The organism is Enterobacter sp. SCRI0065 (assembly GCF_059766475.1).
The window spans coordinates 176176-195180 of sequence record NZ_JCBAJB010000002.1 but is presented as its reverse complement, the minus strand read 5'-3'; the positions used below and the strand labels follow the sequence as shown (position 1 = coordinate 195180).

Sequence of the window (19005 nt, the reverse complement as noted above, 5' to 3'; positions counted from 1 at the left end):
TCATTTTCAACTCTCCCTATAATGCGACTCCACACAGCGGGGGTGATTAGCTCAGTTGGTAGAGCACCTCCTTTACACGGAGGGGGTCGGCGGTTCGAGCCCGTCATCACCCACCATCTACTTTATGTAGACTCCGCCGTGTAGATAAGAATTTGAGATTGGGTGATTAGCTCAGTTGGTAGAGCACCTCCTTTACACGGAGGGGGTCGGCGGTTCGAGCCCGTCATCACCCACCATTCTCAACAATGATTCTGATCAAATGCAGTACCGAAGTTAGGGTGATTAGCTCAGTTGGTAGAGCACCTCCTTTACACGGAGGGGGTCGGCGGTTCGAGCCCGTCATCACCCACCATTCGGGTCGTTAGCTCAGTTGGTAGAGCAGTTGACTTTTAATCAATTGGTCGCAGGTTCGAATCCTGCACGACCCACCAATGTAAAAAAGCGCCCTAAAGGCGCTTTTTTGCTATCTGCGATTTGAAAAATTCGCCCCCTTCCCTACTCATTCGTCATCATTACGAGATACCCGCGCCTGACCCGCTAAATCTGGCAGGTTCTCTCAAGCTATTCCTCTTCGTGCCGATACCCTTGTTTTATGGCGGGAGGAACCCACGATGACAACTATTCAGGCTTCAGCACCTTCAGTACAGAGCAGCGGTGGCGGCGACGCCGGATCCGGTGGAAACGACATTGCGTCTCAGATAAGTCGACTCACCGTTCAGATAACCAAAATTACCTCGCAGTTGAAAGACATCGCAGGTGGTAGCGGTTCTGCGGAAGAAAAACAGAAGCAGCAAGAACTGTTGCAGTCGCAGCTGACAATGCTGCAGGCTCAGTTGGCGCAATTACAGCATCGTCAGGCTGAAGAATCTCAGGATAAACAGGAGCAAAGCCAGGTAAAGGCAGAAGGGATCAACAACCCGTCGGCAGAACATCAGATTGATATCTACATTTGATCTTCGGCAGTAGTAAATAGCGGGTCGTGTGTGCGGGCCTCCATTAATCGTTGTGCCTGCATACCAACTACTTCCCATAACGCGTGAGCCGCTCCAGAAAGGGAGCGATTTTTACGCCGAACCAACATGAGTTTACGTTCAATACAGGGCATAAAACGCCTGACGGTTAAGCAGCTTCCCTGTGGTAAAGGCAGTGCCAGCGCAGGTAACACGCTTATCCCGATCCCCGCCTCTACCATAGGAAACAGGGTCGCCGGATGACCAATCTCCTGCACAATAGTGGCGTTGATTCGTTGAGAAGCCAGGGCCGCGTCAATCAACGGACGACTACCCGATGCATAATCCTGAAGGACCAGGTTTGCCCCTTCTAATGCTTGCCAGGTGACCTGTGGCAACGAGGCGAGAGGATCGTCTTCACGGCATAGCAGCAGAAATGGCTCCGAGAGCACGACTTCGCACTCCAGATCGGTCACCGGGCCGGGATCAATAACAATACCGAAGTCCACATCACCCTGGCGGATGCTTTCAAGCACCCACTGCTGCGGCCGATCGTGTAGGACAAAATTGATCTCGGGATAGCGATGGTTACTTTCGGCGATGCACTGCGGAATCAAGTGCGCGGAGATGGTCTGGCTGGCCGCGACGCGTACCGTCCCGGAAAGCTGCTGCCCCACTCGCCCCACGTCGCGCAGTATCCCGTTAAGTTCATCAAGCACTCTTTCCAGCCGTGAAGCGAGCTGCTGCCCCGCTTCGGTAAGCACAACCTCCCGCGTGGTTCGATCAAGTAACCGCATGCCGGTTTGTCGCTCCAGCTCTTTCACACTGTGACTCACGGCCGACTGGCTCAGGCCAATCACGTCCCCTGCACGGCTAAAGCTTTTGGTCTGCGCAACGGTGACAAAAACACGAAGCTGACGGAGAGAATAATTCATCTATTTTATTCATGAATGGATGCAATAAATCGATTTTATTTCTCAAACGGAACAAAGCACAATAGCCAAATCTGCTTTCAGGAGTATTTATGAAACTTTTCCGTATTCTCGATCCCTTTACCCTCACGCTCATCGTGACCGTCATGCTCGCGTCGTTCTTCCCTGCGCGCGGAGGCTTTGTGCCTTTCTTTGAAGGACTGACGACGGCCGCGATTGCCCTGCTGTTCTTTATGCATGGCGCCAAACTGTCTCGTGAAGCCATCATTGCAGGCGGTAGCCACTGGCGGCTGCATCTGTGGGTCATGTGCAGCACTTTCGTCATTTTCCCCATACTCGGAGTCCTGTTTGCGTGGTGGGCACCGGTGAATGTCGATCCGGCGCTTTACACAGGTTTCCTGTATCTGTGTATTTTGCCTGCAACCGTTCAGTCCGCTATTGCGTTTACCTCACTGGCGGGCGGGAACGTCGCCGCTGCGGTGTGCTCGGCGTCGGCGTCAAGCTTGCTGGGGATTTTTGTTTCGCCGCTGCTGGTTGGGCTGCTGATGAATATGCACGGCGCGGAAGGTAATCTGGAACAGGTTGGCAAAATCTGTCTGCAATTGCTGCTGCCATTCGTCCTCGGACATCTTTCGCGCCCGTGGATTGGTGATTTTGTCGCAAGAAATAAAAAGTGGATCGGTAAAACGGATCAGACGTCGATTCTACTGGTGGTTTATTCTGCCTTTGGTGAAGCGGTCGTGAACGGTATCTGGCACAAAGTCGGTGTCGGTTCGTTACTGTTTATCGCGTTGGTGAGTTGCGTGCTGCTGGCCATTGTCATTGCGGTGAACATCTTTGCCGCACGCAGATTCGGATTTAATAAAGCCGATGAGATAACCATCGTTTTCTGCGGTTCGAAGAAAAGCCTGGCGAACGGTATTCCGATGGCGAATATCCTGTTCCCTACGTCAGTGATTGGCATGATGGTGCTACCGCTGATGATTTTCCATCAGATTCAGCTTATGGTCTGTGCGGTAATGGCGCGGCGCTACAAGCGTCAGGCAGAAAAGCTGGCGCAGGAAGAAACCCGCGCCGCGAAGGCTTAACGACGCTTAAGGGGTTGAACCAGATGGCTCAGCCCCTCAGATTTGATCAACAACGTAATAGCCATTAATTCGCCAAGACGCCCGGGAGGAAATTCATCCTTACGGGCAAACCACAGAAAATACTCTTCCGGCACATCTATTAGCCTACGGCCTTTATATTTACCGAACGGCATCTCGGTGTTAGCGATTTCGATGAGTTGTTCTTTCTCCACCTTACTCTCCTAACAAACGCAGCATTTCGTCTTCATCAATCACTGCGATCCCCAGTTCCTGAGCTTTAGCGAGCTTGGAGCCTGCCGCTTCACCGGCGATCACCAGATCGGTTTTCTTCGACACGCTGCCCGCCACTTTTGCACCAAGAGCAATCAGACGCGCTTTGGCATCGTCACGGGACAATCGGCTCAGACTCCCCGTTAGCACCACGGTTTTACCGGCGAAGGGACTGTCAATTTCTTCAGCGTTAACCACGATCGGCGCGGGCCAGTGAATACCCTCTTCCAGTAATTTGCCGATAACGTCGCGGTTGCTCTCTTCGGCAAAGAAATTGAACACATGCGTCGCCACAACGATCCCGACGTCCTGCACTTTTTGCAGATCCTCGATGCTCGCCTTTTCAAGCGCTTCCAGCGTACCGAAATGGGCCGCCAGACCGGCCGCTGTGGCCTCACCGACTTCACGGATGCCCAGCGCATAAAGGAAGCGGGCAAAGGTCGTTTTCTTTGCTTTTTCTAAGGCATTAACCACGTTTTGCGCCGATTTCGGCCCCATGCGGTCAAGGCCCGTCAGCTTACCCGCCGTCAGGCGGAACAGATCGGCAGGAGTATGCACGTACTCTTTTTCGACCAGTTGATCGATAATTTTGTCGCCCATCCCATCTACGTCTAACGCCCGACGAGAAACAAAGTGCTTAAGCGCCTCTTTACGCTGGGCACCGCAAATGAGACCGCCGGTGCAGCGCGTCACCACCTCACCTTCCACGCGTTCGACGTCCGATCCGCAAACCGGGCAATGGGTTGGGAAGACTATCTCACGCGCGTCATCCGGGCGCTCAGACTCGACAACGTTAACGACCTGTGGGATGACATCGCCGGCACGACGGACAACGACCTTATCGCCAATACGCAGCCCCAGGCGTGCGATCTCATCGGCGTTGTGCAGCGTTGCGTTACTTACCAGCACGCCAGCCACCTGCACCGGCTCAAGGCGGGCAACGGGAGTAATTGCCCCCGTTCGCCCCACCTGGAACTCCACATCGCGCACAAACGTCATTTGCTCCTGCGCGGCGAACTTAAAGGCGACAGCCCAGCGCGGCGCACGAGCCACGAAGCCCAGTTGCTCCTGGAGCGCAAGCGAATTCACTTTGATCACTACGCCGTCAATATCAAAACCAAGCGCAGGACGGTCCTCTTCAACTTTGTGATAAAACGCAAGCACTGCTTCAGGGGAGTCGCACAGCTGTACGCGATTGCTCACCGGTAAGCCCCACTCTTTGAACTGCAGCAAACGCCCCAGATGGGTATCAGGCAGTTCACCGCCCTCCAGAATGCCTACACCGTAGCAGAAGAACGTTAAAGGTCGTTTGGCAGTAATGCGCGGGTCGAGCTGGCGGAGTGAACCTGCCGCTGCGTTACGCGGGTTAGCAAACACTTTCCCGCCGGTACGACGCGCATCATCGTTGATTTTTTCAAAGCCAGCCTGTGGCAGGAAGACTTCGCCGCGCACTTCGAGCCGCGCGGGAATGTTATCCCCACGCAGGGTCAACGGGATCGCGCGAATCGTTCGCACGTTCGTCGTAATATCTTCACCCGTGGTCCCATCACCACGCGTGGCGGCACGCACCAGTAGGCCATTTTCGTACAGAATGCTGACGGCAAGTCCATCAAGCTTAAGCTCACAGCACCAGGTCAGGGTATCGGCACTTTTCAGTCGATCCTGCACACGCTTGTTAAAGGCCAGAAAACTCTCTTCATCAAAGACGTTATCCAGCGACAGCATCGGGACTTCATGACGAACCTGACTAAAAGAGGCCAACGGTGTGGCACCAACGCGCTGAGTGGGTGAGTCAGGCGTAATCAATTCAGGATACTGCGCTTCAAGTTCGCGCAGTTCGCGCATCAGTCGGTCATACTCCGCATCCGTAACCTGTGGCGCGTCCATGACATGATAAAGATATTCATGATGGCGAAGCGTGGTTCGTAGCTGTGTGAGTTGTTGTTCGATTGAGTCCATATCGCACCATCAATGAGAAAAACCCCCGACAGGCGGGGGTTGATTAGGAGTGAAGTAAACGCAGACGTTACGCGTTGGCTTCCTTAACTTCGCGGATGCGATCCTGATATTCGCGCAATTTTTGCGGCGTCATCATACGACGTTGATCGTCGAGCACCACACCACCGACTTCATCGGCGATATGCTGGGCGGATTGCAACATCAGCTTAAAGTTTTGCAGTTCGTCACCGTAGGACGGCACTTGCATAAAGATAGTAATGCCAGGCGTTGTGAAATCACCGGTCATCTCAGGATCAAATGTACCTGGATTAACCATGTTCGCCAGGCTAAACAGCGACGGGCCGCTGCCATCGGGGCTGAGATGACGATGGAAAATATTCATATCGCCAAATTTGAAACCGGCCTGTTGGATACTGTTTAACAGCACATCACCATTGAGCTGAGTACCATGATGGGCAGCCACGTTCATGATGATAACCGTTTCTTTACGCTGCGGCTTTTCAGCCGCCGGCGCTTCTTCAACCACAACCGGCTCTGGTTCAACGTGCGGCGCAGGCTGAGGCGTGGGTTGCGTATTGACGACAGGCTGCGGCGGTACAGGCTGCTGAACAGGCTGAGGCTGCTGCACGCCAGGTTGAGCAGGTACGGGCTGCGGTTGCGGCTGACGTACAGGTTCTTCTACGGGTACGGGCTGCGGCGCCGACTGACGCGGCTGTGCCGATGCATACGGCGGCTGATACTGGTGCTGCGGAGACTGGCGAGGCGCTTCATGCTCCCCATGGCCTACGCCGGGGACAGTATTGACCCGATGAACACGCACTTCACCCACACCTTCGTCGTCGAGCTCTTCGATGTCGTCATCGACGTCATCGTGGTCACGACTGGACTTCATACGCTTCAGTGGGCGATCGCGAAACATTGAGGAGCGCTCTTTACGGCTGGTCCAGAAACCATGTACCAGTAAAGCGATTATGGCGATCGCGCCAACAATGATTAATATCAGACGCAAATCCTGCATCATTATATTCTCTGTTGTTCTAACACCTTGCCACCACGGCAAACATTTACTCACTAAGAGTATTTGCCGATTACCTCAAGTGCAAGTGCGTGCGGAGCATTCACAGCATAAAGATGGATGAAAATGTGCTTTTTGCTGTTTTTTCGAACATTTCCGAACTGGTCATTGGTCCGTAACTGGATAATATAGGCGGGCAATGACACCGGTTGTGTAAAAAGGAGTACGACTTGGCTATGGTTTCAACATCTTCAACCACCCCGCGCAGCGGTATCTGGTATTTCTCTCAGGGCTGGAAACTGGTCTCACTACCCGGTATCCGACGCTTTGTGATCCTGCCTCTTCTCATCAACATCGTGCTAATGGGTGGCGCGTTCTGGTGGCTCTTCACCCAGCTTGAAAGTTGGGTACCTTCGATAATGAGTCATGTTCCGGACTGGCTGCAATGGTTGAGCTATTTGCTTTGGCCCATCGTCGTCATTTCTGTCCTGCTGGTGTTTGGTTATTTCTTCTCGACCCTTGCGAACTGGATAGCGGCCCCGTTTAATGGCCTGCTTGCCGAACAGCTTGAAGCTCGTCTAACGGGCGCGACCCCGCCGGACACAGGCATTTTGGGCATCATGAAAGACCTCCCGCGCATCATGAAGCGTGAATGGCAAAAATTTGCATGGTATCTGCCCCGCGCGATTATGTTGTTAATCCTCTACTTCATTCCGGGCATAGGACAGACCGTCGCTCCAGTGCTGTGGTTCTTGTTTAGCGCCTGGATGCTGGCAATCCAGTATTGCGACTATCCGTTTGATAACCACAAAGTCCCGTTTAAAGAGATGCGCATTGCCCTGCGCGGACAAAAAACGATCAATATGCAGTTTGGGGCGCTGACCAGCCTGTTCACGATGATTCCGGTACTGAATCTGTTCATCATGCCCGTCGCGGTCTGCGGTGCGACGGCGATGTGGGTTGACTGCTATCGTGCTAAAAATGCGTTATGGAAGTAATGCAAAAATGTGTAAACAAGGGGTGGCTTATGCCACCCCTTATTCCATACTGGAACGCATTATTTCTCATCAGCATATAGATATGCGAATTCCTTACTTCCCCATACTTTCTCAACAGGTATGCTGAAGCGGTATCCCAATTTCATACAGTTAAGGACAGGCCATGAGTAAGATTTACGAAGACAACTCGCTGACTATCGGTCATACGCCACTGGTTCGTCTGAACCGTATCGGTAATGGACGCATCCTGGCGAAGGTAGAATCACGCAACCCGAGCTTCAGCGTAAAATGCCGTATCGGTGCCAATATGATTTGGGATGCCGAAAAACGTGGCGTGCTCAAGCCAGGCGTTGAACTGGTTGAACCGACCAGCGGTAACACCGGTATTGCTCTGGCCTATGTCGCCGCCGCGCGTGGCTATAAACTAACGTTGACCATGCCAGAAACCATGAGCATCGAACGTCGCAAGCTGCTGAAAGCGCTCGGCGCAAACCTGGTGCTGACTGAAGGCGCTAAAGGGATGAAAGGTGCTATTCAGAAAGCTGAAGAAATTGTTGCCAGCGATCCGGCTAAATACCTGCTGCTACAGCAGTTCAGCAATCCGGCAAACCCAGAAATCCATGAAAAGACCACCGGCCCAGAAATTTGGGAGGATACCGACGGCCAGATTGATGTATTTATCTCCGGCGTGGGTACGGGTGGAACGCTAACTGGCGTTACCCGCTATATAAAAGGCACAAAAGGCAAAAAAGATCTGATTACCGTGGCCGTTGAACCAACTGACTCTCCGGTTATCGCTCAGGCTTTGGCGGGTGAAGAGATCAAACCGGGCCCCCACAAAATTCAGGGTATTGGCGCAGGCTTCATTCCAGGCAACCTGGATCTGAAGCTGATTGATAAAGTTGTGTCCATTACGAACGAAGAAGCCATCTCTACCGCACGCCGCCTGATGGATGAAGAAGGCATCCTGGCAGGGATCTCCTCCGGTGCTGCCGTCGCTGCTGCGCTTAAACTCCAGGAAGATGAAACCTTTACCAATAAGAACATAGTGGTTATCCTACCGTCCTCGGGTGAGCGTTATTTAAGCACTGCACTGTTTGCCGATCTTTTCACAGAGAAAGAGCTGCAACAGTAGTGCCAGCATGTTAAAAACGCGTAAAAAAGCACCCTTTCGGGTGCTTTTTTGTGGCCTGGCTCAAACTTTTACTCCCTCTGGCATTGATTCACCCCGTCGGGTCTGGTATTTAACCTGACAATTATTTTGAAGCGCGAAATTAATCATTATGAGAAATTCCGACTGCTGAATCGATTTAATGATTTGGTTCAAGTCTTGCTTTCACTGCATAATGTTTAATGACGAGTGAAACGTCAGCGCTAACAATACAGGCTAAAGTTCAACCGCCAGGCTAGACTTTAGTTCCACAACACAAAACCTATAAGTTGGGGAAATACAATGTTCCAGCAAGAAGTTACCATTACCGCTCCAAACGGTCTGCATACCCGCCCTGCTGCTCAGTTTGTTAAAGAAGCGAAAGGCTTCACTTCTGAGATCACTGTGACCTCCAATGGCAAAAGCGCTAGCGCCAAAAGCCTGTTCAAACTGCAGACTCTGGGCCTGACTCAGGGTACCGTTGTCACCCTCTCTGCAGAAGGTGAAGATGAGCAGAAAGCAGTTGAGCATCTGGTTAAACTGATGGCTGAGCTCGAGTAAGTTCCGGGTTCTTTTTAATATCAGTCACAAGTAAGGTAGGGTTATGATTTCAGGCATTTTAGCATCCCCGGGTATCGCTTTCGGCAAAGCACTTCTGCTGAAAGAAGACGAGATCGTCATCGACCGGAAAAAAATTTCTGCCGACAAGGTTGATCAGGAAGTTGAACGTTTTCTGAGCGGTCGTGCCAAGGCATCTGCGCAACTGGAAGCAATTAAAACTAAAGCTGGTGAAACTTTCGGCGAAGAAAAAGAAGCCATCTTCGAAGGGCATATCATGCTGCTTGAAGATGAGGAGCTGGAGCAGGAAATCATAGCCCTGATTAAAGATAAGGGCATGACGGCCGACGCGGCTGCACATGAAATTATCGAAGGTCAGGCAACTGCCCTCGAAGAACTGGATGATGAATACCTGAAGGAACGTGCGGCTGACGTACGTGATATCGGTAAGCGCCTGCTGCGCAACATCCTGGGTCTGGCGATTATTGATTTAAGCTCCATTCAGAACGAAGTTATTCTGGTTGCAGCAGACCTGACCCCGTCAGAAACCGCACAGCTGAACCTCGACAAAGTATTAGGTTTCATCACTGATGCTGGTGGCCGTACCTCCCATACCTCTATCATGGCGCGTTCCCTTGAACTGCCTGCCATCGTGGGTACGGGCAGCGTGACTGCCCAGGTTAAAAATGACGATTATCTGATTCTGGATGCCGTAAACAATCTGGTTTACGTCAATCCGACTAACGAAGAAATCGAGCAACTGCGTGCCGTTCAGGAGCAGGTTGCTACCGAGAAAACCGAACTCGCTAAACTGAAAGATCTGCCAGCCATTACGCTGGATGGTCATCAGGTAGAAGTTTGCGCGAACATCGGTACCGTACGCGACGTTGATGGCGCTGAGCGCAACGGCGCTGAAGGTGTTGGTCTGTACCGTACTGAATTCCTGTTCATGGATCGTGATGCCCTGCCAACCGAAGAAGAGCAATTTGCTGCTTATAAAGCGGTTGCTGAAGCTTGCGGCTCTCAGGCGGTTATCGTGCGTACCATGGACATTGGCGGCGATAAAGAACTGCCGTACATGAACTTCCCGAAAGAAGAGAACCCGTTCCTGGGCTGGCGTGCAGTGCGTATCGCCATGGATCGTAAAGAGATCCTGCGTGACCAGGTGCGCGCGATTCTGCGAGCGTCCTCTTTCGGTAAACTGCGCATTATGTTCCCGATGATTATCTCTGTTGAAGAAGTGCGTGCACTGAAGAAAGAGATCGAAATCTACAAACAGGAACTGCGTGACGAAGGTAAGTCATTTGATGAGTCAATCGAAGTCGGCGTGATGGTAGAAACCCCTGCTGCAGCCGTCATTGCTCGTCATTTAGCCAAAGAAGTGGATTTCTTTAGTATCGGCACCAATGATTTAACGCAGTACACCCTGGCAGTTGACCGTGGTAATGATATGATTTCACATCTCTACCAGCCAATGTCTCCATCCGTACTCAACCTGATCAAGCAAGTTATTGATGCTTCTCATGCTGAAGGCAAATGGACTGGCATGTGTGGTGAGCTTGCAGGCGACGAACGTGCTACACTTCTGTTGCTGGGTATGGGTCTGGACGAGTTCTCTATGAGCGCCATTTCCATCCCGCGCATTAAGAAGATTATCCGTAACACGAACTTCGAAGATGCGAAGGTGTTAGCAGAGCAGGCTCTTGCTCAACCGACAACGGACGAGTTAATGACGCTGGTTAACAAGTTCATTGAAGAAAAAACAATCTGCTAATCCACGAGATGCGGCCCAAATTACTGCTTAGGAGAAGATCATGGGTTTGTTCGATAAATTGAAATCTCTGGTTTCTGATGATAAGAAAGACACCGGAACTATTGAGATTATTGCTCCGTTGTCTGGCGAAATCGTTAATATCGAAGACGTGCCGGATGTAGTATTTGCCGAAAAAATCGTTGGTGATGGCATCGCTATCAAACCAACTGGCAACAAAATGGTTGCTCCAGTTGATGGCACCATCGGTAAAATTTTTGAAACCAACCATGCGTTCTCTATCGAATCAGATAGCGGTATCGAACTGTTCGTTCACTTCGGTATCGACACTGTTGAACTGAAAGGCGAAGGCTTCAAACGCATCGCGGAAGAAGGTCAACGTGTGAAAGTTGGCGATACAGTGATTGAATTCGATCTGGCCCTGCTGGAAGAGAAAGCCAAGTCTACCCTGACTCCGGTTGTTATCTCCAACATGGACGAAATCAAAGAACTGATCAAACTGTCTGGCAGCGTAACCGTGGGTGAAACTCCGGTAATCCGCATCAAGAAGTAGTTCTTGCCGCACAGAAAAATGGCGCCTTCGGGCGCCATTTTTGTTTATGCGGGCAAAATCAGCTCGTCATATCCTTTTTCCTGCGTGTACTTCATCACTTGAGTGACACGTTCGCCGGCACAGTGTATGGCGTCGGCCACGTCTTTGCCCTGCACAATCGTGCTCACCAGCTCTGAACAGAACAAATCGCCGGTACCTTTTAAATCCTTCGCCACGCGCGGATGCGCGCTAACGGTGACACTCTCTTTTGTCACCAGCACCACATGAATGCTGTCTGGCTGTTCGGCAACGGGCGCACTGGTAATCGCTACCCACTTCAGGGTGTCAGACAGAAGCCCTTGTGCGGCAGCAATGGCACTCTCAGGAGAACGACACGGCTTACCGCTCAGGACTTCAAGCTCGAACACGTTCGGTGTAATCCCTTGCGCCAGCGGCAACAGGTGCTGACGATAAGCATCAGGAATATCGGGTTTGACGTAGATACCGCTGTCGATATCACCAATAACCGGATCGACCAACACCAGCAGCTCGGGATTTCTGGCTTTAATGACCGTGAGCCACTGCGCCAGAATCTCTATCTGGCTGGCGCTTCCCATATAACCCGTTGTCACCGCTTTCAGTTCGCGCAGCACGTCACGCTCTTCCAGCGCCTTAAGATAGCCGCTGAACCACTCATCGGGGATCACGCCACCATAAAAGGTATCGTAATGCGGTGTATTGCTGAACAGCACCGTCGGCACGGCTGTCACGTTAAGCTGGTGCTGTCGAATGTTTGGCACCGCAATACTGTTGCCCACGCTGCCGTAAACCACCTGCGACTGCACGGCGACGATATCCGTCTGCTGCGCTCGGGTGTTATCCCGAAATAAAATCATCTCCATGACGCTTAAATCCCCGCCCCCTGCGTATAACTCTCTTCACCAAAGACGCCGGTAGAAAGATAACGATCGCCGCGATCGCAAATAATCGCGACCACTACCGCTCCGGGATTTGCCTGCGCAACCCGCAATGCTCCGGCTACCGCGCCGCCTGAACTGACGCCGCAGAATATGCCTTCACGCACCGCCAGTTCACGCATGGTATTTTCCGCCTCGCGCTGGTGAATATCCAGTACCTGATCCACAAGCTGCGCATTAAAAATCCCCGGCATATATTCCGCTGGCCAGCGGCGAATGCCCGGAATGCTGCTGCCCTCTTCCGGCTGCAAGCCAACGATCGTCACGGTTTTTTCCTGCTCGCGCAGAAAACGAGAAACGCCGGTAATAGTGCCGGTGGTGCCCATGCTGGAAACAAAGTGGGTGATTTGCCCCTCAGTCTGGCTCCAGATCTCAGGGCCCGTAGTGGTGTAATGCGCGTAGGGGTTATCGGGATTATTAAACTGATCCAGCAGCGTCCCTTCCCCGCGTTGCGCCATCTCAAGCGCCAGATCGCGCGCCCCTTCCATGCCCTGCTCTTTGGTCACCAGAATCAGTTCGGCACCATAAGCACGCATCGCCGCACGGCGCTCCTGACTCATGTTGTCCGGCATCAGCAATTTCATGTGATAGCCTTTCAGCGCGGCAATCATCGCCAGCGCAATACCCGTGTTGCCACTGGTGGCTTCAATCAGCACATCGCCGGGTTTAATGTCCCCGCGCTTTTCCGCCTGCACAATCATCGACAACGCCGCACGATCCTTAACAGAACCCGCAGGATTGTTGCCTTCCAGTTTGACCCAGATTTCGCTGCCGTTCGTCGGCCCCATACGCTGTAGTTTGACCAGCGGGGTATTGCCGATGGTGTGTTCGAGTGTCTTCACGATTTTTGCTCAATAAAAAGCCCGGTAAGCATTACGCCACCGGGCGATAAACATACTTAATAACCTATCAGGCTGACTCAGCCAGAGCAATATCCTCGCGCGTCTCAATACGCTCATTACCGTGATAAATACGCGCGTGCTGCAACCCAACAAACAGTCGCTCTCCACGGTACGGCGGCTCATCATCGCGCATGACCACCGTCAGTGGGTCGGTATACCAGCCGAGCGGCTGAACCACCAGATGGGTGTAGTGCCCTTTAGGGCTGGCTTCCAGCACCTGAACCGGCAGCGGTGAATCGAGGCTGGTACGACGGCTTACGTCGATTTCCCACGGGCGCAGGAACAGGTCGACCGGCCCCTGATGGGCTGGCGTGTAGCCCAGCGGCCAGCGGTGTGCGCCAACGTGGAACTGCCCGCCGCGAATCGTGCCTTGTAAACGGTTCACTTCGCCCATGAATTCCAGCACAAAGCGGGTCGCCGGTTCACGCCAGAGATGATCCGGCTCGTCAACCTGCTCAATATTCCCCTGGCTCATGACGACGACGCGATCGGCCACTTCCATCGCCTCTTCCTGGTCGTGAGTCACGAAGACGCTGGTAAATTTCAGCTCTTCATGCAGTTGACGCAGCCAGCGACGAAGCTCTTTACGTACCTGCGCATCCAGCGCCCCAAACGGTTCATCAAGGAGCAAAATTTGTGGTTCAACTGCCAGCGCACGCGCCAGTGCGACGCGCTGTTTCTGCCCGCCAGAAAGCTGCGCCGGGTAACGATCCGCCAGATGCGCCAGTTGCACCATTTCCAGCAGTTTGGTGACTTTCGCCTTGATCGCGGCAGCATTTGGGCGCTCGCGGCGCGGCAGCACGCTCAGGCCAAAGGCGATATTGTCGAACACCGTCATGTGACGGAACAGCGCATAGTGCTGGAACACAAACCCGACCTTGCGATCGCGGGCATGCAGGCGGCTGACGTCGGTGCCGTGGAACCGGATATGCCCGCTAGTCTGGTGTTCAAGACCGGCGATAATGCGCAGCAGCGTGGTTTTACCAGAACCCGACGGTCCCAGCAGGGCCACCATTTGTCCGGAAGGGATATCCAGCGAGATATCGTTCAGCACCTGGGTGCGACCAAAAGACTTCTTAATATTGGCAATCTCAATGCTCATGATTTCCCTCCTGCTGCAGACGTTTTTCCTGATTCTCCAAACGCCACTGCACCACACTCTTCAAAAACAGGGTCAAAATAGCCATCAGCGTCAACAGCGCTGCGGCGGTAAAGGAGCCGACGGTATTGTAGTCTTGCTCCAGTAATTCAATTTGTAACGGTAACGACAGCGTTTCGCCGCGAATCGAACCGGATACGACCGATACCGCACCAAACTCACCAATCGCACGGGCGTTGGTCAGCACTACGCCATAAAGCAATGCCCAGCGAATATTTGGCAACGTCACGCGCCTGAACATCTGCCAGCCCGATGCGCCCAGCAGGATCGCGGCTTCATCTTCATGGCTGCCCTGGCTCAACATCACCGGCACCAGTTCGCGCACCACAAACGGACAGGTGACGAAAATCGTCACCAGCACCATGCCCGGCCATGCGAACATGATTTGCAGGTTGTGCTCATCAAGCCACTCGCCCAGCGGACCGTTTGAGCCGTAGAACAGCAGATACACTAAACCCGCCACCACCGGCGATACCGCAAACGGAATATCCAGCAGCGTGAGCAGCAGCTGGCGGCCCGGGAAGTTAAAGCGCGTCACCAGCCACGCCAGCAAAATGCCGAACACCAGATTCACCGGCACGGTGATAAGCGCAATCATTACCGTAAGCCAAATGGCGTGCAGCATGTCCGGGTCGGCCAGGTTTTGCAGCGCGGGCATAATCCCCTTGCTGAAGGCCTGCACGAAGATATACACCATCGGCACGACGAGAATGAACGCTGACACCAGCATGCCGGTGCCAATCAGAAACCATTTTCCCCAGTTAACACGGGGTGCGTCATAGCGCTTCAATTGAGTCACTTCCGCCATTAATGACCTACCACACGTCGACCAAAGCGACTTTGCAGAGTGTTAATCGAGAACAGCAGCATCAGAGAGGCAGCTAAAATCACTGAGGCAATCGCGCTTGCCGCCGGATAGTCAAATTCCTGCAAACGAACAAAAATCATCAGCGAGGTGACTTCGGTTTTCCACGCGATATTACCCGCGATGAAAATGACCGCGCCGAACTCGCCCAGGCTGCGGGTAAATGACAACGCCACGCCGGCCAACAGCGCGGGAGACAGCTCCGGCAGTACCACTTTGCAGAAGCTCTGAATCCGCGTTGCGCCCAGCGTTTCCGCCGCTTCTTCGTATTCTGGCCCTAACTCTTCCAGCACCGGCTGCACGGTACGCACCACGAACGGGATGCTGGTAAAGGCCATGGCCACCGCAATACCGAGCCAGGTATAGGTCACTTTGATATCAAACTTCGCCAGCCATTCGCCGTAAAAGCCGTTGACGGAAAACAGAGACGCCAGCGTCAGGCCCGCGACCGCCGTGGGCAGCGCGAAAGGGAGATCCATCAGCGCATCCAGCAACGTGCGGCCCGGAAAGCGATAGCGGGTTAAGATCCACGCCATCAGCAGGCCAAACACGCCGTTGAAAATGGAAGCCACAAACGCCGATAGCAGCGTCACTTTATAGGCCGCCACCACCTGCGGATTGGTAATCACTTCCCAGTACTGCGCCCAGCTCATCTGCGCGAGCTGCATCACCAGCGCGCTTAACGGCAACAGCAAAATCAGACAGACGAACAGCAGGCTGGTCCCGAGGCTTAAGGTAAACCCCGGCAGCACGCGTCTGGAGGAAACAGCAAACATTACTTACGCCCCGCCGCCAGCAGTTTGTCTAACTCACCGCCGGTGACAAAATGCGTTTTCATCACGTCCGGCCACGAGCCGAACTGGTCTTCCACGCGGAACAGATTGGTTTCCGGGAATTTGTCCTTCAGCTTGTTCATCACCTCAGGGTTGTTCACGCGATAGTAGTAATCGGTGATGATAGTCTGCGCCTGTGGGCTGTAGAGGAAGTTCAGGTAATCCTTCGCCGCTTTCTCGGTGCCGTTCGCCTTGACGTTTTTATCGACCCACGCCACCGGGAACTCCGCCAGGATATTGGTTTTAGGAATAACAACCTCAAAGCCCTGCGCTTCGTACTGCTTGCGGATGTTGTTCACTTCCGATTCAAAGCTAATCAGCACGTCACCCAAGCCGCGTTCCGCGAAGGTCGTGGTTGCCCCGCGACCGCCGGTATCGAACACTTCGACGTTTTTCAGGAACTGAGTCATGAACTGCTCGGTTTTGGCTTTGTCGCCGCCGTCCGCTTTATCCGCCGCGCCCCACGCCGCCAGATAGGTATAGCGCGCGTTACCGGAGGTTTTTGGATTAGGGAAAATCAGCTTCACGTCAGAACGAACCAGATCGCTCCAGTCGTGGATATTTTTTGGATTACCCTTGCGCACCAAAAAGCCCATAGTCGAGTAAAACGGCGAGCTGTTATTTGGCAAACGGCTCTGCCAGTCCGCTGGGATCAACTTGCCTTTGTCGTGCAGGATTTGCACGTCAGTAATCTGGTTGTAGGTCACCACGTCGGCCTTCAGACCCTGCAAAATCGCCAGCGCCTGTTTGGAAGAACCCGCATGGGATTGCTTGATGGTCAGCTTGTCGCCGTTGTTCTCTTTCGCCCACTGCTGCTCGAACGGGGGATTCAGGGCGGCAAACAGCTCGCGAGAAACATCATAGGAACTGTTGAGCAGTTCAGTGGCCTGCGCCTGACCTACCAGCAGCAAACCGGCCAGTGCCAGCGTTCCTTTTTTCAGTACGGTAACGACCATTGCGCGCCCTTATAAGTGTGATGACTATCTTATGTTCATCATATTTATAACGAGTACGAAAGGAGTAACGGTTTTATATACCGTTTGGTGATTTGGAAGCAGAAAAGGGAATAAGGGTGAGGGGGAACATGGGACTCAGGAGGTTATTCCGTTCACTTCCAGTTTCGCGCTTCTCTTTGATAGCGGGACCGGTGAACGTGCCATGGCGGCTCAATCGCCGCCGCCCTGGCGACCCGGGCTCCCGGCAAGAAAATCGTCGCTTCGCGACTCCCTCGTCTTATTCCCTCCGGCTATCGGGGACGGGCGCTGCAACGTCCCTGTAAATGCGCCCTCGCCGCGCATCCATGCGCGTCGCCCCGGCCTTCAGTCAACGACTCGGCGATTTACAGCCGGACCAGGTCATCGCGGTAAGTCTTTTATTCAAAATAAGCCATTTTTATGGCTATAAAACAAATTTACCGGGGATTCCTCACCCCACCGGGATAGGAAGAAAGGCAGTTACAGCGCCAGCAAACGCTCAATCGATGGGGCAAAGTAATACCCGCCGGTCACCGGCTTCGTAAAGCGCAGCATCGCGTCGCGCTTGCCGTCGGTGTCGCCAAACATGCTCAGCAGTTGCTGCTCAATGTTGTACAGGCGCGCGCAGTATGCGCAGAAGTACAAACCGTGCGTACCGCTTGCCGTACCGTACGGCAGACTCTGGCGAACAATCTTCAAACCTTTGCCGTCTTCTTTCAAATCGACGCGCGTCAGGTGAGACGTCACCGGGCGCTCGTCGCCGTCGATCTCTTCATTGGCTTCTTTGGTTCGGCCAATCATCATTTCCTGATCGTGTACGCTCATGCGGTTTAGCTGTTTGAGATTATGCTCCCAGCGCTGCACGAACACATAACTGCCACCAGCATCAACGCCATCTTTGATAACCGCCACGTCGCGGCGCGTTTCATCACCTGCCGGGTTTTCGGTACCGTCAACAAAGCCGCTCAGATCGCGGTCTTCAACCCAACGGAAACCGTGGACCTCTTCCTGCACCTCAATGCTATCGCCAAACGCCTCAACCGCAGCCTGAGCGACCGAGAAGTTCACGTCATGACGCAAAGAGAGAATATGAATCAGCACGTCATATTGGGTGGCAGGCGCCAGGCCTTTGCCGTAAGGGATAAAATCTTTTAGCTCTTCTGCGCCCTCGCTGCCGCTCAGCTGACGCCAGACGTTGTTGCCAAAAGCAACGACCGCACCAAGTTGAGCATCAGGGAATTTGGCTTCGAAGGTAGCCAGTTTATCGATAAATACTTTACTGGCCGCACGCAGGGCATCCACATCCCCTTTAACATTGGCTTCAATCCAAATCGCCGCGCGGCAATGTTCTGGCAAAATGCCACTCTGAACCTGAGACATCGCTCCTCCTGAAAAAAAGATGCCACGACGTCGTGGCATTGATGGCGGCTATTATACCTGGATTTCAGCGAGGCGGTTTGTTCAGGCGCAAATTACTGCTTCCAGATAATCTTGCTGATTTTCCAGTTCTTGAGCGTGTCGTCAGCAGGCATTAAACCTTCTGGCCCACTCCACTCGCCGGTAAAGAGATAGCTAATATGCTGGCTGCCTTCGGCTTTACACTCAACGGCAACGTTATCATCGGCAATGGCACTGGTGCAGTTGCCAAACGCTTTTTGGTACAGCTCGCTAAACGGTGTTCCCACCTTTACACCGCTGGCGGTTTCGATACCGCTATCCATGACGTCGATACGATTCACCACGCCTTTATCGCCATTGACGATCAGCGCCAGCTTGTCGTCTTTTAGCGCTTCGAAATAACGCACGATAGTGCCGTTTTCGGTTTTCATACCGCTGCGCAGGCGGTAGTCACTGCTTAATGCCGACTGGATAGCATCCTGGTCTAACGCCGTTGCACCCGTAATGTTGCCGACGCCCTGCTCTGTCACTTCGATTGAGTTTCCAAACCAGTTCCACGGATAAGCCGCCGACCAGTTAATGGATGATATTGAAGAGAGCGTCGAGCACCCGGTTAACACCAGCGGCAGAGCGCATAAAAGTAAACGCAGCGATTTCATTAAAACGTCCTTTCT

General features: G+C 53.1%; 19 protein-coding genes and 4 tRNA genes. 11 read left to right on the top strand and 12 right to left on the bottom strand.

What is annotated here, in order from left to right:
* Positions 1-40: 40 nt before the first annotated feature.
* The 5 genes from AC6EMZ_RS06805 to AC6EMZ_RS06785 all read left to right on the top strand — a co-directional run bounded on the left by AC6EMZ_RS06805 (position 41) and on the right by AC6EMZ_RS06785 (position 953).
* A tRNA-Val gene (locus AC6EMZ_RS06805) sits at positions 41-116 on the top strand.
* A 44-nt stretch (positions 117-160) separates the two neighbouring features.
* Positions 161-236 (top strand) — tRNA-Val (locus tag AC6EMZ_RS06800).
* Between the two features lie 40 nt (positions 237-276).
* Positions 277-352, top strand: a tRNA-Val gene (locus AC6EMZ_RS06795).
* A 3-nt stretch (positions 353-355) separates the two neighbouring features.
* Positions 356-431: transfer RNA gene (locus AC6EMZ_RS06790), tRNA-Lys, on the top strand.
* Positions 432-611: 180 nt separating this feature from the next.
* The gene (locus AC6EMZ_RS06785) at positions 612-953 is read left to right on the top strand and encodes a FlxA-like family protein (protein WP_498401681.1); all 342 of its coding nucleotides are present in this window, start codon (positions 612-614) and stop codon (positions 951-953) included.
* On the opposite strand, the gene AC6EMZ_RS06780 is transcribed toward AC6EMZ_RS06785, so the two are convergent.
* On the bottom strand, positions 944-1885 hold the full coding sequence (locus AC6EMZ_RS06780) for a LysR family transcriptional regulator (protein WP_498401679.1): 942 nt from the start codon (positions 1883-1885) through the stop codon (positions 944-946). The two genes, AC6EMZ_RS06785 and AC6EMZ_RS06780, sit on opposite strands and share 10 nt — an antisense overlap.
* Positions 1886-1974: 89 nt before the next feature.
* Here AC6EMZ_RS06780 and AC6EMZ_RS06775 point away from each other — a divergent pair, with 89 nt between their 5' ends.
* Positions 1975-2970, top strand: coding sequence for a bile acid:sodium symporter family protein (locus AC6EMZ_RS06775; protein ID WP_498401678.1), 996 nt, complete (start codon positions 1975-1977; stop codon positions 2968-2970).
* Here the strand turns inward: AC6EMZ_RS06775 and AC6EMZ_RS06770 are convergent.
* The 3 genes from AC6EMZ_RS06770 to zipA form a co-directional block, all read right to left on the bottom strand.
* A complete protein-coding gene (locus tag AC6EMZ_RS06770; RefSeq protein ID WP_498401677.1) occupies positions 2967-3182 on the bottom strand; it encodes a DUF3820 family protein in 216 nt (71 codons plus the stop codon). The two genes, AC6EMZ_RS06775 and AC6EMZ_RS06770, sit on opposite strands and share 4 nt — an antisense overlap.
* 1 nt (position 3183) lies before the next feature.
* On the bottom strand, positions 3184-5199 hold the full coding sequence (gene ligA / locus AC6EMZ_RS06765) for an NAD-dependent DNA ligase LigA (RefSeq protein WP_498401675.1): 2016 nt from the start codon (positions 5197-5199) through the stop codon (positions 3184-3186).
* Positions 5200-5266: 67 nt separating this feature from the next.
* The gene (gene zipA / locus AC6EMZ_RS06760) at positions 5267-6220 is read right to left on the bottom strand and encodes a cell division protein ZipA (protein ID WP_498401673.1); all 954 of its coding nucleotides are present in this window, start codon (positions 6218-6220) and stop codon (positions 5267-5269) included.
* A 230-nt stretch (positions 6221-6450) separates the two neighbouring features.
* Here zipA and cysZ point away from each other — a divergent pair, with 230 nt between their 5' ends.
* The 5 genes from cysZ to crr all read left to right on the top strand — a co-directional run bounded on the left by cysZ (position 6451) and on the right by crr (position 11244).
* Entirely contained in the window at positions 6451-7212 is a 762-nt protein-coding gene (cysZ, locus tag AC6EMZ_RS06755; protein ID WP_498402292.1) for a sulfate transporter CysZ, read from the top strand.
* A 163-nt stretch (positions 7213-7375) separates the two neighbouring features.
* The gene (cysK, locus tag AC6EMZ_RS06750) at positions 7376-8347 is read left to right on the top strand and encodes a cysteine synthase A (RefSeq protein WP_498401672.1); all 972 of its coding nucleotides are present in this window, start codon (positions 7376-7378) and stop codon (positions 8345-8347) included.
* Between the two features lie 318 nt (positions 8348-8665).
* Complete coding sequence (gene ptsH, locus AC6EMZ_RS06745; RefSeq protein WP_002913505.1) at positions 8666-8923, top strand: phosphocarrier protein Hpr; 258 nt, start codon at positions 8666-8668, stop codon at positions 8921-8923.
* A 43-nt stretch (positions 8924-8966) separates the two neighbouring features.
* Positions 8967-10694, top strand: coding sequence for a phosphoenolpyruvate-protein phosphotransferase PtsI (gene ptsI / locus AC6EMZ_RS06740; RefSeq protein WP_498401668.1), 1728 nt, complete (start codon positions 8967-8969; stop codon positions 10692-10694).
* A 40-nt stretch (positions 10695-10734) separates the two neighbouring features.
* Complete coding sequence (gene crr, locus AC6EMZ_RS06735; RefSeq protein WP_015959941.1) at positions 10735-11244, top strand: PTS glucose transporter subunit IIA; 510 nt, start codon at positions 10735-10737, stop codon at positions 11242-11244.
* Positions 11245-11288: 44 nt separating this feature from the next.
* Here the strand turns inward: crr and pdxK are convergent, their stop codons facing one another.
* The 8 genes from pdxK to AC6EMZ_RS06695 form a co-directional block, all read right to left on the bottom strand.
* Positions 11289-12125 (bottom strand): pyridoxine/pyridoxal/pyridoxamine kinase, encoded by an 837-nt coding sequence (gene pdxK, locus AC6EMZ_RS06730; RefSeq protein ID WP_498401667.1) that lies wholly within the window; start codon positions 12123-12125, stop codon positions 11289-11291.
* A 5-nt stretch (positions 12126-12130) separates the two neighbouring features.
* Positions 12131-13042 carry a cysteine synthase CysM gene (cysM, locus tag AC6EMZ_RS06725; protein ID WP_498401666.1) on the bottom strand — a complete coding sequence of 304 codons (912 nt, stop codon included), beginning with the start codon at positions 13040-13042 and terminating at the stop codon, positions 12131-12133.
* A 67-nt stretch (positions 13043-13109) separates the two neighbouring features.
* Positions 13110-14204, bottom strand: coding sequence for a sulfate/thiosulfate ABC transporter ATP-binding protein CysA (cysA, locus tag AC6EMZ_RS06720; protein WP_498401665.1), 1095 nt, complete (start codon positions 14202-14204; stop codon positions 13110-13112).
* Positions 14194-15069, bottom strand: coding sequence for a sulfate/thiosulfate ABC transporter permease CysW (gene cysW / locus AC6EMZ_RS06715; protein WP_498401664.1), 876 nt, complete (start codon positions 15067-15069; stop codon positions 14194-14196). Before cysW ends, cysA begins: the two co-directional genes overlap by 11 nt.
* Positions 15069-15902 (bottom strand): sulfate/thiosulfate ABC transporter permease CysT, encoded by an 834-nt coding sequence (gene cysT / locus AC6EMZ_RS06710; protein WP_498401663.1) that lies wholly within the window; start codon positions 15900-15902, stop codon positions 15069-15071. The genes cysW and cysT overlap by 1 nt, the downstream gene beginning before the upstream one ends.
* Positions 15902-16915: a sulfate ABC transporter substrate-binding protein gene (locus AC6EMZ_RS06705; protein ID WP_498401661.1), complete on the bottom strand. Its 1014-nt coding sequence runs from the start codon at positions 16913-16915 to the stop codon at positions 15902-15904. The genes cysT and AC6EMZ_RS06705 overlap by 1 nt, the downstream gene beginning before the upstream one ends.
* A gap of 498 nt (positions 16916-17413) precedes the next feature.
* Positions 17414-18313 (bottom strand): Dyp-type peroxidase, encoded by a 900-nt coding sequence (locus AC6EMZ_RS06700; RefSeq protein ID WP_498401660.1) that lies wholly within the window; start codon positions 18311-18313, stop codon positions 17414-17416.
* Between the two features lie 92 nt (positions 18314-18405).
* A complete protein-coding gene (locus tag AC6EMZ_RS06695; RefSeq protein WP_498401659.1) occupies positions 18406-18990 on the bottom strand; it encodes an RpoE-regulated lipoprotein in 585 nt (194 codons plus the stop codon).
* Positions 18991-19005: the final 15 nt, after the last annotated feature.